The following is a 13,096-nucleotide window of genomic DNA, read 5'->3' as shown; positions in this document are numbered from 1 at the left end:
AACCTATTTTGGTTCGCTTTCTTCTTCACTAATTTGAAAACTCTCTTCTTTTTTTAACTTTACTGTATCAGGAGCTAAAATGGTGATTTCTGCTGTATATACTCCTGGTGAAAGTGTCGAGTATTCCCATATTTCTTCCCACTCCATACTTTCACCTGATTTAATTAAGGCAGTTTCAATTGCTTGTGTAAACATTTTACCTTTTGAATAACGATACACTTCTTCACCCTTTTTATTTTTAATAACAATTTCATATTTTTGGCTTGTAGGAAATTCAATCTTCTTCATTTCATTGGTATTGTTCATTAACGTAATAATAAATTTTATTGTTTGTTTCTCAGAAAATATGGAAACATTCAAATCCAGTTCTCCATTCTTCACTTCTTTTACCTCTGTTTCAGGCACAATGCTTTCTGCTTCACTTCTATCTTCTAAAGAACAACCCGTTAAGAAGAAAATCACTAAGATGAAAAATGCTAACCTCATTTCATTACTCCTTTCTGAAAAAGCCGAAGATACCTGCCGTTTGAACAATGTTTGTAAATGCTTGTGGATCTTCTTCTTTTATAATTTTTTCAAGGTCGTATAACTCATATCTTGTGATAACAATGATTAACATATCCTTCGTTTCATTTGTAAACGCACCTTTAGCAGGAATCATTGTTATTCCACGAACTAACTTTGAATGAATCGCTTTTTTTAATACATCTGCTTTTTTTGTAATGACCATAGCTGTTAATTTCTCATGTCTTGTATGAATAGCATCAATAACACGCGTGGAAACATAGAGTGAAACTAATGTGTATAATGCTTTTTCCCAGCCAAAAAGTAATCCAGCAGCCAAGATGATGATGCTATTAAACAGAAAAAAATAAGTTCCAACAGGCTTGTCCTTCATGCGTGATAGTACCATCGCAATGATATCTAGTCCACCTGTCGAGGCACCGTACTTTAGTGTGATTCCAACACCAACAGCCATTATAACACCACCAAAGACAGCGTTTAATAATATGTCCTCTGAAAAGGAATATAAGGGCACAAGCTCTAAAAAAACTGTTGTTGCTGCTACACTAAAAAAGCTATATAAAGTAAAGGATTTCCCAACTTTTAACCATCCTAAAATGGCTACGGGTATGTTTAGGAGTAAAAGTAGTATTCCTGTTGAGATAAAAAAAGGAGTGTAGTCTTCCAAGACCCTCGATATTAACATAGCAATACCTGTAAAACCGCTAGAATAAACGTTTGCAGGTATTAGAAAAAAATTTAAACCGACTGCATTTAAAAATGCCCCAACAATGACAACTATAATTTTCATGGTTTCTGTTTTCAACATTCACTTTTTCCTCCTGTCGTCAAGCTCTGTAGTCTAGTTTTTCCCATCTTTACAAGAATTGAACACAAAGATTGTATTTTAGCTCCGGAGTGATAAACTAAAATTATCGTAAAGAACTTATTATAAGTTAAATGAGGTGTTAAAATGAATGTTCACATTTTAGCTGATAGTGCTTCTGATTTACCTATTGAATATTTTCAGGAAAATTCAATTACTTTTCTTCCTTTAAGTGTTGAACTAAATGGGAAACAACTGGAGGATCAAAGAGCAATAAAGCCTAAACAAATTTATGAAGAAATGCGACAAGGTACCGTAGTTAAAACATCACAAATTACTCCATCTTTATTTAAAGATGTTTTTACTGAGCTTGCCAAAAAAGGGACACCTAGTTTATATGTTGCTTTTTCATCAGAACTCTCAGGTACATACCAAACAGCCATGATGATGCGAAATGAAGTCTTAGAAGAATACCCTGATTTCAGGTTGACGATTATTGATTCAAAATGTGCTTCTCTTGGCTGCAGTCTTGCCGTTAAATATGCTGTTGAACTAGCAAAGAGTGGTAAACAATTGGAAGAAATTGAAAACGCTGTAAAAAACTATTGTCAAAAAGTTGAGCATATCTTCACCGTTGACAATCTTGAATACTTAAATTTCGTGGCGGACGAATTAGTAAAGCTTCAGCATTTGTTGGCGGACTATTAAATATTAAGCCATTATTACATGTTGAAGATGGGAAGCTTATCCCTCTTGAGAAAATACGAGGACGTAAAAAAGTATTTAAACGAATTATTGAAATCATGAAAGAACGTGGAGTAAATCTCCAAAATCAAACAATCGCGATAAGTCACGGTGATGATGAGGAATCCGCAAATGAAATAAAGGCTTTGATTCAAGAAGAATTTCAACCTAAGGATATTTATATAAACTATGTAGGTGCTGTTATTGGTGCCCATTCAGGACCAGGGACACTAGCGATTTTCTTTTTAAATGACGAGCTTTAACACATACTCGCTATAGCATGTGGGAATGATAAGCTTACACTCGTTTGAAAGGAGCATCATCATGCCACACACTAGTGATAATGATAAAAAAGCAAAAGACAATAACGCAAAACGTCATGAAAAAAATATGATGCGTGAAAAAAACCGTCAAAAAGGCGAACGCCAATACTCTAAAAAAACAGATCATTTGTAAGTTATAGTTGCCATAATGGTAACTTAACATATAAGAAGGAAGCCCCTCACAAATATGTAAGGGGCTCTTCCTTATTTCAACTTAAATTTGCCAATTGTCTCATTTAAATCATCCGTTAATTCTCTCATTGTAACAACTTTACTTACAATTTTCTCAAAAGCAGACAATTGTTCAGTTGTTGACGCTGAAATTTCTTCATTACCTGCTGCCGTTTCCTCAACAACTGCACTAATGCTCTCTACACTATTAAGAACCTTTTCACCAAATTGCTTAGAAGAATTCATTCCCTCAACTAATGATGTCAAACGTGTCATCATTTCATCCACTCGAACACCGATGTTAGCAAAAGCGTCTGTTGTCGTATCCATTGAGCTCTTTTGTTCTTCAGCAATGAACACACCCGTTTGAACAAATTGTGTGATTTCAGAAATGCCTTCTTTTATTTTCGCAACCATCTCAAAAATATGTTTTGTTGAGTTTGTTGATTCCTCTGCGAGCTTTCTCACCTCATCAGCTACAACAGCGAATCCTTTTCCAGCCTCACCTGCTCGTGCAGCCTCTATGGCAGCATTTAAAGCTAGTAAATTAGTTTGATCTGCGATACCTGAAACTGTTTTTGCCATATCTTCAATTTGAGCTGCATAATTCGTGAACGTTTTTGTTGCTTCATCAATTTTTTGAGTTGTATCTTGATTTTTTATCATTAATGAGCGCTGAGTTTCAATGGCTTCTTGACCAGAAGTAATGGCTGAAACAGCTTCGGTCCCGAAGGTAACAGATTCTTCAGATTGGGTCACGTTATCCTTAAACCCTTTATCCATCCTTTCAATTAAAGAAACAGCATCCTGCAAATCATTTGAAATAGACTGTGTACCAATTGACATTTCATTTGTGGAAACTGCTACTTGATTTGTAATAGCAGTTAATCCTTTATTTTCTATTTCTAAATCTTTAGCAAAGCCTTCAACATCCTTACTCACTGTTTCAACAGAAACTAGTAAGCTTCTTAACTGATCAACCATTTGCTCAAAAGATGTATTTAAAGCACCAAGCTCATCTTTGCCTTTGTACGTAATCGACTCTATAACTAGGTTTCCTGCTGCAATTTCCTCCGCATTCCTTGATAATGCCTTTAACGGACGGGTAATTGAATTCGTCATTCTAAGCGCAATGAACAAGCTTAGTACTACTAAAATGATACTTCCGATTACTGCTGAAACAATGACAAAGGAAATTTGTTTTTGTAGATCTTGCTGTAAAATAGTATATTGCTCATTTGCATATTCATTTAGTAGATGTATGTCATTTAAGATTCCATCTAAACGAACTGATTGACGTTTGGCTTCAGGACCTATCTTGTCCTCAAGTGCCGCATTTGCTTCTGCTTTCCACTTCTCATATTTTGCAACTGCCTTTTCGAGTGTCTCGACACTGTTTTTGTGAGTGATCCCCTTTTTTTAAATCAGCTAGTAATTTGTCACTTTTCGCTATACTGAGCAACACTTCTTCTTTTTGAGCGTCTGTTGCTGTTACGGAAAAGTTATTTAACCCTTGCTTTGATGTATTCAATTCAGCTTGTAATTTTTCAATGTTTAATAAATTTGGTACTTCATCTTGAGTTGATGATTGAATAGACAGCATATTATAAATGATAAAAGCAATCATAAACAACGCTAATAGTAGTACACTTATTGAATTCATTAATAGCTTTTTCTTTATTGTCATGTTATCCTCCTAGCTGCCACTTGTGAGCTTTTCTTTCCACTCATCAATCGTTTGTTTTTGTTCTTTACTGAATGGTACAACTCTAAGTGGAGCCAAGTCGATTCCATTATCTTTAATTCCTAACTCAATATGACCTTCAGAAATTTTTCCGTCTTTGATTAACTGCTCTGCTAACTGATACATAGCTGTATCAACTTTTTTCAGCATTGATGTAACAACAGCTTTCTCAGCATAAAAATATTGATCCGTGTCAACACCGATGGCCAATACTTTGTTTGCCTGGGCCTCCTTTAACATACCAACCCCAGTAAAACCTGCTGCCGCATATAATACATCCACATCTTTTTGAATCATTTCACGTGCAAGCTGCGCTCCAAGCTGGTCGTTTCCGAAGTCTCCCGCATATTTAACCTCCACTGTGATAGAAGGATTTACAGATTTTGCCCCTTCAATAAAGCCATCTTCAAACTTATTAATTAGTGGAACATCATCACCACCAATAAAACCTAATTTATTTGATTTTGTCGCTAGAGCTGCTACTACACCTGTTAAAAAGCTTCCTTCATCTTCTTTAAATGTAATAGATGTTACATTTTCAAGTTCTGAAACTGCATCAATTAATATAAAGTGCTGATCAGGATATTTTTTAGCCACTTTCTCGAGGTCGGTTTGAACCATAAAACCCAACCCAACAACAATATCATGATCTTCTTCAACTAACTCTGTTAAACCTTTTTCATATGTTTCTGATTCTTTAAGTTCTCTATAATCAAATAATATTCCAAGCTCGTCTCTTGCTTTTGTTAATCCATTAAATGCCGAGTCACTAAAAGATTGATCACCTAGTCCGACGTCAGACAACATAATACCAATTTTCACCTTGTCATCAACTGAGCTCACGGTCTCTTGCTGCGAACAACCAGCGATGATGATCACAAAAACGAAAGCAAACAAGGCTGTTACATTCTTGATGAACATGTTAAAACCTCACTTTATCAATTTTATATCATTTCTTATATCGACAAATTACGTCATTTTTCCACTCTATTTAGGTATTTTTCTATAAAAAAAGCTTTCACCCCTATTGATTTAAGAGTAAAAGCTTTTTTAACTCGATTATTGATTATTTTCTTCTTCTTTAAAATAAGTCCAGCCATCCTTTTGATAAACTCGATTATTTTTCATTAATAATCCTAACGCTCGTTTAAATGCTCCCTTACTAAGATTAAAACGTTCTTTTATATCATCAGGATCACTTTTATCTGTAAATGGCATAGCACCGTTTCTTTCCTGCATATAGGCATAGATTCTTTCCGCATCACTGCCTTGTGCTTCATGCTTTCGTGGTAATAAAGAAACATTTATTGTTCCATCTTCTTTTACATCAATGACCCTGCCGGTAACTGTCTCACCTAATCTTGGTTCAACTTCACGTTGTGAGGAATGAATAAACCCTTTGTATCCTTCTTCTGTAAGAATGAATGATCCGGCAACAATCATTCGGTAAACTGTTCCTGTTATTTCCTTATTAAATAAAGCTCGATCGGCATTCTTAAAAAACGGCTCTACAATTTCTTCTGTTGCTAGTCGAACAAAAAATCGACCGTTCTTCGAAACCTTTAACGTACAATAAAGCTTGTCCCCTACATTTGGCCACACTTCACGTAAAAAGGGAAGATGATCTTTAGCAACTAATCCGTCCTTACTTAAACCAATATCCACAAAAGCTCCCATATCCTCAACGACATCTACTACTTCAACCCAGCCATATGTGTCTTGGGTAATGAGCGGCTTTTTCATTGTTGCATAAAGGCGATCTTGTGCGTCAACACCAAAGAAAACCTCCACTTTTTCTCCTTCTTCAACTTCTCCGATCACTTCATTATTATGTAAAAGAACACGATCTTTTCCATCCGTTAAAAAGTATCCGTAGTCAACCTGCTCATCTATTGTTAGTGTTGCAAAAGTTCCTGGGATCATAAATAATATGTCCTGCCTTTCATCATATGTTTTATACATTTCCGTTTATATTGTAAGTAGATCTGCGGGTAGTCCCGAAGAGTCTCCTCGACAATTGCTTCACACTTTTTAGTTAAAAGTTGTGATCATTGTTTTATTTTACTATAATCAACCTATATTATATACGCAATGGAGGATAATTATGGCGAAAGATAGTTCATTTGATATTGTATCAAAAGTTGAGTTTCCAGAGGTTACGAATGCAATCAATATCGCAATGAAAGAAATTGCAACAAGATACGACTTTAAAGGCAGTAAAAGTAATATTACATTAGAAAAAGAAGAACTTGTTTTAGTTTCAGACGATGAGTATAAACTAGAGCAGTTAAAAGATGTTCTTCTTTCAAAGCTAATAAAAAGAGATGTACCGATAAAAAACATTTCTTATAAAAAAATTGAAAATGCTTCTGGTGGTACTGTTCGTCAAAAAGCTGAGCTGGTTTCAGGAATTGATAAAGATAATGCAAAGAAAATTAACACCATTATTAAAAACACTGGTCTAAAAGTAAAATCTCAAATACAAGATGACCAAATCCGTGTAACTGGTAAAAGCCGTGATGATCTTCAGCAAATTATCTCAGCCATTAAAGGTGCTGATTTACCAATTGATGTTCAGTTCATCAACTACCGCTAACTAACTACATCATACATACAAAGTCAGGCATCCTTCAAAAGCCTGACTTTTCTCATATCATACGCATATTCTCACGACTTCATCATATGCTCTAACTGTCATCGTTTGGAAACACTCACCAAAACATCCATCTAAAAAAGGCATTGCAGACTATTTAATTTAGACAAATCATCATTTTACTATTGATATTTTTCGCAATATTAGATAAATTAGTTGTAATCCTTTTAATACGTTAAAGTTATTAAGAAAAGTGTAAGACACTTAAAACAATTTCATATCTTATCAAGAGAAGCTGAGGGACTGGCCCGATGAAGCTTCAGCAACCGGTCCATAACGAGTGAAGTCTGGTTTACTTGATTGACTACTATTGAGTCATTTTCTTTTAGCACAGAAAAATAAATAAAAATGACTCGAACAAAGCACTTTTGTTTGTTCGAAGCATTTTTATTTATTTTTCCAAGGCTTGCCAAGCAAGCCGCTGCAAGCGAAAGCTTGCCGTGCTAAAAGAAAATACCGAACACAAAGTTAGAGCCTCTAATCTAAGAGCATCTCTATCTAAAACCCGTCAATCAATTCTAAAACCACCCACCAAGACTTCTACGAGTGCCAAGGTGCTAATTCCAGCAAGCATATTCAACATGCTTGGAAGATAAGGGAAGCTTATAATTATACAGCCTTCTCAACAAGAAGGCTTTTTTTATTAGTATAAATATAATTAAAACTCAAATAGATCGGGGGCTCTTATTGATGAATTTTTTAGAAGACTTAAAAAGTAAAATTTTAATTGCTGACGGTGCAATGGGAACAATGCTTTACTCTCACGGAGTAGATCGGTGCTTTGAAGAATTAAACCTATCTAAGCCTGATGATGTGCTTGCAGTTCACCAAGCCTATATTGAGGCAGGCGCTAACCTCATCCAAACGAATACATATGGGGCAAACGATATCAAATTGTCTCGTTACGGGTTAGAGGACGACATTAGACAAATCAATAAAAAAGCTATAGAAATTGCAAAAAAAGCGGCAAAAGAGTCAACCTATGTTTTTGGTACAATCGGCGGCATCCGTACCTTTAAAAAAAGTGCCCATAGTATCGAAGAAATTAAACGAAATTTTAGAGAGCAACTCTATCTTTTGCTAAATGAAAATGTGGACGGTCTACTTCTTGAAACATTCTATGACTTAGAAGAAATGAAAACTGTTCTTTCAATTGCTCGAAAAGAAACAAATAAACCGATCATTGCAAATGTATCACTGCATGAAGCTGGTGTATTACAGGACGGTACTTCATTAACAGATGGATTTTCTATTTTAGAAGAACTTGGAGCAAACGTAATTGGCTTAAACTGCCGCCTAGGTCCACATCATATGATTCAATCTCTAGAAGAGGTACCTATTCCTGAGAAGGCTTTTCTTTCTGTTTTCCCTAATAGCAGCTTACCTGCATTAAATGAGGGTCGTCTTGTCTATGAATCTGATGAAACTTACTTTAAGGAAAGCGCCCTAAAGTTTAGAGAACAAGGTGTAAGATTAATAGGCGGATGCTGTGGGACAACGCCAAACCATATTAAAGCAATGGCAGGGGCTGTAGCTAATTTAGCGCCTGTAGAAACAAAGCAAGTAAAAGTCGCGAAAAAACCGACTATTGACATTCAAGATCAACAGGTAAACTCCCTTCCACCACTTGAGGAGATTGTGAGAGAAAAGCGCTCGGTTATTGTTGAGCTAGATCCTCCGAAAAAGCTTGGAATGGAGAAGTTTTTAGAAGGAGCACAAGCACTGCATGATGCAGGAATTGATGCATTAACACTAGCCGATAATTCATTAGCATCACCTCGTGTTAGTAATCTAGCAGCAGGAATTTTAGCAAAAGAAAAAACAGGTGCAAGAACGTTAATTCATATTACTTGTCGTGACCGCAATTTAATTGGCTTACAATCTCATTTAATGGGGTTACATTCACTTGGGATGAGTGATGTATTAGCTATAACCGGAGATCCATCTAAAATTGGCGATTTCCCTGGAGCTACATCTGTTTATGATGTTTCATCATTTGATTTAATCAGCTTAATTAAACAATTCAACGAAGGTGTATCTTATTCAGGGAAGCCACTTGGTCAGAAAACGAATTTCTCTGTAGCAGCTGCTTTTAACCCTAACGTACGTCATCTTGATAAGGCTGTTTTAAGACTTGAAAAGAAAATTGCTCATGGTGCGGATTACTTTATTTCACAGCCATTATACTCAAGTCAACAAATCATCGATGTGTATAATGAAACAAGAAATTTACAAGCTCCAATTTATATCGGCATTATGCCATTAACATCTAGCCGTAATGCAGAGTTCATTCACAATGAAATTCCAGGCATTAAGCTTTCGGATTCTATTCGTGAAAAAATGGCGGCTGCTGGAAATGACAAAGAAAAAGCTCGTCAAGAAGGCCTGGCCATTGCGAAGGATTTAATTGATACAGCATTTGACTTATTTAATGGAATTTACTTAATTACCCCATTTTTACAATATGACCTGACAGTGGAGTTAACAAATTACATCCATGAAAAGGAAAAACAGCGAGCTGAAAGGAAGATTACCCATGTCTAGCATAAAAAAAGAACTAGAAAAACGAATACTTGTACTCGATGGCGCTATGGGTACAATGATTCAAGCTGCAAACCTAACAGCTGAAGACTTTGGTGGCGAAGAATATGATGGATGTAATGAATACTTAACACTTACTTCACCTAAAACAATACAAGACATTCATGAAGCTTATTTAGAAGCAGGCTCGGACATTATCTCAACAAATACGTTTGGTGCCACAAGCCTTGTTCTAGACGAATATGACCTTGGTCATCTAGCATTAGAAGTTAACATTGAATCTGCAAAAATTGCAAAACGTGCCGCTGAGAAATTTTCAACAGATGAAAAACCACGATATGTTGCAGGAGCAATGGGACCTACAACAAAAACTCTATCTGTTACTGGTGGAACAACGTTTGACACATTAGTAGAAAATTATGAAGAACAAGCAAGAGGGTTAATTCTAGGAGGAGCTGATTTGCTTCTTCTAGAAACAAGTCAAGATATGCTAAACGTAAAAGCCGGGTTCCTTGGCATTCAGCAAGCGTTTGAAAACACTGGTAAAGAAGTACCACTTATGGTCTCAGGGACAATTGAACCTATGGGTACAACCTTAGCAGGACAGGATATTGAGGCCTTTTATGTTTCTCTTGAGCATATGAAACCTATTTCAGTTGGTTTAAACTGTGCGACAGGTCCAGAATTTATGACAGACCATATCCGTACATTATCAGGCATAGCAAACACAGCTGTTAGCTGTTATCCAAACGCAGGATTACCGGATGAGGAAGGAAACTACCATGAATCACCAGAATCATTAGCGAAGAAATTAGTTGCCTTTGCAGAGCAAGGCTGGCTTAATCTTGTTGGTGGATGCTGTGGTACAACACCTGATCATATCCGTGCGATTACTGAGGCTGTTTCAACAACCACTCCTCGTAAAATGGAAGAAATCTCTAACGGCCATACGGTGTCTGGAATTGATGCTCTTTTTTATGAAGAAGGAATGCGCCCCCTATTTGTTGGCGAACGGACAAACGTTATTGGTTCAAGAAAATTCAAACGCCTTATTGCTGAAGGTAAGATTGAAGAAGCATCTGAAATTGCCAGAGCTCAAGTTAAAAATGGTGCACATGTAATTGATATCTGTTTAGCTGACCCTGACAGAGACGAGCTAGAAGATATGGAAGTATTCATCCCAGAGGTTGTGAAGAAGGTTAAAGCTCCTCTTGTTATTGACTCAACAGATGAAAAAGTTATTGAGATAGCATTAAAATATTCGCAAGGAAAAGCCATCATTAACTCAATTAACCTTGAAGATGGTGAAGAGCGTTTTGATGCAATCGTCCCTCTTGTCAAGAAGTACGGAGGTTCCTTAGTTGTTGGAACAATTGATGAAATTGGAATGGCATTAACAGCTGAAAAGAAACTCGAAGTAGCGATCCGTTCTCATGATCTTTTAGTTAAAAAACATGGTTTAAAAGCAAGTGACTTAATTTTTGACCCGCTTGTCTTCCCTGTTGGAACTGGTGATGAGCAGTATATTGGTTCTGCCAATGAAACAGTACGCGGTATTCAGCTTATTAAAGAAAAACTACCTGAATGCTTAACGATCCTTGGAGTAAGTAACGTTTCCTTTGGTCTTCCTCCTGTTGGTCGTGAAGTGTTAAATGCTGTTTACCTTTATCACTGTACACAAGCAGGGCTTAGATTACGCGATCGTTAATACAGAAAAACTAGAGCGTTTCGCCTCTATTCCTAAAGAAGAAATTCAAATGGCGGAAGATCTTTTGTTTAAAACAACAGATGAATCACTTGCAAAATTCACTGCCTTTTATCGTGGAAAGAAAAAAGAAGATAAAAAGCCTGTTCAAAATCTTTCATTAGAAGAAAGATTAGCAAACTATATAGTAGAAGGAACAAAAGAAGGTCTCATCCCTGACTTAGAACTGGCTCTTAAGAAATATCCAGAACCTCTTGATATTATTAATGGACCTTTAATGAAGGGTATGGCCGAGGTTGGTGTACTTTTTAACGATAATCAGCTCATTGTTGCCGAGGTATTACAAAGCGCCGAAGTGATGAAGGCCTCTGTTTCTTACCTAGAGCAGTTTATGGAAAAACGTGATGACAGCGGAAAAGGAAAAATCCTTCTAGCCACTGTTAAGGGTGATGTTCATGATATCGGAAAAAACCTTGTTGATATTATTTTAAGTAATAACGGTTATAGAGTAGTTGATCTCGGGATTAAAGTAACACCTCAAACACTTATTCAAGCCGTGAAAGATGAAAAGCCGGATCTAATTGGGTTATCTGGTCTACTTGTTAAATCAGCTCAGCAAATGGTGATTACAGCACAAGACTTACACAAAGCAAACTGTGATCTTCCAATTTTAGTTGGTGGAGCTGCTCTTTCTAGAAAATTCACAAGAATGAAGATAGCTCCTGAATACAACGGTCCTGTTGTTTATGCAAAAGACGCCATGGACGGTTTATCGCTTGCAAATCAATTACGAACCTCACCTGAATTATTTGCTCAAAAAGAAGCAGCAGTTGCAGAAGAAACAAAAACGAAAGCTGCTCCGTCTCAGGCTGTAACTGATTTATTAATCAAACGCGGAAATCTAAGTGAAGCACCAATTTTCACTCCTAATGATACGAAACGACATATTATTAGAGACATTGACTTATCGCATATTATTCCTTATGTGAATATGCAGATGCTCATTGGTCATCACCTTGGGTTAAAAGGAAAAATTAAAGAATTAGTGAAGAAAAAAGATCCAAAAGCACTTGAGCTTGTTGAGCTCATCCAGGAGCTCCTTAAGGATGGTGCAAAGCAAAAATGGTTTAAACCAGCTGCTGTGTATCAGTTCTTCCCTTCCTATAGTGAAGGAAACAAGCTACACATTTTGAATCCTGACAATACCAATTCTATTTTACAAACGTATGATTTTCCAAGACAGGAAAAGGTGCCACATCGTTGTATTTCTGACTATGTGCGTCCTAAGCAGGATAATGAGTTTGACTATGTAGCCATGTTTGCTGTAACAGCAGGCAGCCAAATTCGTGAACTAGCACAAGGCTTTAAAGAAAAAGGCGACTATTTAAAGAGCCATGCTGTTCAAGCCCTTGCTCTTGAGCTTGCAGAAGGATTGGCTGAACGAACTCACCAATTAATTCGTGACCGCTGGGGCTTCCCTGATGCACCTGACTTTACAATGGATCAACGTTTTTCAGCTAAATATCAAGGTCAACGCTTTTCATTTGGATATCCAGCTTGCCCAGACCTTGAAGACCAAGAAAAGCTATTCAAAGCGCTCCGACCTGAAGATATCGGAATTCAATTAACAGACGGCTTCATGATGGAACCGGAGGCTTCTGTTACCGCAATTGTCGTGTCTCATCCGGAAGCGAAATATTTTAATGTTATGTAATTTGATGTTTAAAGCCTGAAACGAATTTGTTTTAGGGCTTTTGACTTTATATAGCTGCAGTTGGAGGTAAAATCTATTAATTCACATTGAAAAATCTGTTTACTAACAAATTTTGGAAACAATATCTTAACTGATCACACTACCTTCCTTGCAACTTTACACGTTATTTTT

Annotated in this window: 9 protein-coding genes and 2 pseudogenes; 5 read left to right on the top strand and 6 right to left on the bottom strand. The window is 36.5% G+C overall.

What is annotated here, in order from left to right; translation table 11 throughout:
• Positions 1-3: 3 nt before the first annotated feature.
• A complete protein-coding gene (locus MVE64_RS17910; RefSeq protein ID WP_247339973.1) occupies positions 4-486 on the bottom strand; it encodes a BsuPI-related putative proteinase inhibitor in 483 nt (160 codons plus the stop codon).
• 4 nt (positions 487-490) lie between these two features.
• Entirely contained in the window at positions 491-1,333 is an 843-nt protein-coding gene (locus tag MVE64_RS17905; protein ID WP_247339969.1) for a YitT family protein, read from the bottom strand.
• Positions 1,334-1,477: 144 nt separating this feature from the next.
• Between MVE64_RS17905 and MVE64_RS17900 the strand changes: the two are divergent.
• Positions 1,478-2,337: pseudogene (locus MVE64_RS17900) on the top strand (DegV family protein).
• A 61-nt stretch (positions 2,338-2,398) separates the two neighbouring features.
• Positions 2,399-2,530 carry a DUF3941 domain-containing protein gene (locus tag MVE64_RS17895; protein ID WP_098797889.1) on the top strand — a complete coding sequence of 44 codons (132 nt, stop codon included), beginning with the start codon at positions 2,399-2,401 and terminating at the stop codon, positions 2,528-2,530.
• 71 nt (positions 2,531-2,601) lie between these two features.
• Here MVE64_RS17895 and MVE64_RS17890 read toward each other — a convergent pair whose 3' ends face one another.
• The 4 genes from MVE64_RS17890 to MVE64_RS17875 form a co-directional block, all read right to left on the bottom strand.
• Positions 2,602-3,708, bottom strand: a complete 1,107-nt coding sequence (locus MVE64_RS17890) for a methyl-accepting chemotaxis protein (protein ID WP_247339967.1) — start codon at positions 3,706-3,708, stop codon at positions 2,602-2,604.
• A 217-nt stretch (positions 3,709-3,925) separates the two neighbouring features.
• The gene (locus tag MVE64_RS17885; RefSeq protein ID WP_247339965.1) at positions 3,926-4,255 is read right to left on the bottom strand and encodes a hypothetical protein; all 330 of its coding nucleotides are present in this window, start codon (positions 4,253-4,255) and stop codon (positions 3,926-3,928) included.
• A 9-nt stretch (positions 4,256-4,264) separates the two neighbouring features.
• Positions 4,265-5,233, bottom strand: coding sequence for a BMP family lipoprotein (locus MVE64_RS17880; RefSeq protein WP_247339963.1), 969 nt, complete (start codon positions 5,231-5,233; stop codon positions 4,265-4,267).
• 138 nt (positions 5,234-5,371) lie between these two features.
• Positions 5,372-6,235: a CvfB family protein gene (locus MVE64_RS17875; RefSeq protein ID WP_247339961.1), complete on the bottom strand. Its 864-nt coding sequence runs from the start codon at positions 6,233-6,235 to the stop codon at positions 5,372-5,374.
• Positions 6,236-6,416: 181 nt separating this feature from the next.
• Between MVE64_RS17875 and MVE64_RS17870 the strand changes: the two genes are divergently transcribed.
• The 3 genes and pseudogenes from MVE64_RS17870 (at position 6,417) to metH (ending at position 12,925) form a co-directional block, all read left to right on the top strand.
• Entirely contained in the window at positions 6,417-6,908 is a 492-nt protein-coding gene (locus tag MVE64_RS17870) for a YajQ family cyclic di-GMP-binding protein (protein WP_247339959.1), read from the top strand.
• Positions 6,909-7,655: 747 nt separating this feature from the next.
• On the top strand, positions 7,656-9,509 hold the full coding sequence (locus MVE64_RS17865; protein ID WP_247339958.1) for a bifunctional homocysteine S-methyltransferase/methylenetetrahydrofolate reductase: 1,854 nt from the start codon (positions 7,656-7,658) through the stop codon (positions 9,507-9,509).
• Positions 9,502-12,925: pseudogene (metH, locus tag MVE64_RS17860) on the top strand (methionine synthase). The gene MVE64_RS17865 and the pseudogene metH overlap by 8 nt, the downstream one beginning before the upstream one ends.
• Positions 12,926-13,096 lie beyond the last annotated feature (171 nt).

The sequence above is a fragment of the Metabacillus endolithicus genome, from assembly GCF_023078335.1.
Classification (GTDB): domain Bacteria; phylum Bacillota; class Bacilli; order Bacillales; family Bacillaceae; genus Metabacillus; species Metabacillus endolithicus.
This window is presented reverse-complemented; position numbering and strand designations above follow the sequence as displayed.

Coding starts and splice junctions, on each gene's coding strand:
- MVE64_RS17910 (WP_247339973.1), bottom strand. CDS start 486: ATGAGGTTAGCATTTTTCATCTTAGTGATTTTCTTCTTAACGGGTTGT.
- MVE64_RS17905 (WP_247339969.1), bottom strand. CDS start 1,333: ATGTTGAAAACAGAAACCATGAAAATTATAGTTGTCATTGTTGGGGCA.
- MVE64_RS17895 (WP_098797889.1), top strand. CDS start 2,399: ATGCCACACACTAGTGATAATGATAAAAAAGCAAAAGACAATAACGCA.
- MVE64_RS17885 (WP_247339965.1), bottom strand. CDS start 4,255: ATGACAATAAAGAAAAAGCTATTAATGAATTCAATAAGTGTACTACTA.
- MVE64_RS17880 (WP_247339963.1), bottom strand. CDS start 5,233: ATGTTCATCAAGAATGTAACAGCCTTGTTTGCTTTCGTTTTTGTGATC.
- MVE64_RS17875 (WP_247339961.1), bottom strand. CDS start 6,235: ATGATCCCAGGAACTTTTGCAACACTAACAATAGATGAGCAGGTTGAC.
- MVE64_RS17870 (WP_247339959.1), top strand. CDS start 6,417: ATGGCGAAAGATAGTTCATTTGATATTGTATCAAAAGTTGAGTTTCCA.
- MVE64_RS17865 (WP_247339958.1), top strand. CDS start 7,656: ATGAATTTTTTAGAAGACTTAAAAAGTAAAATTTTAATTGCTGACGGT.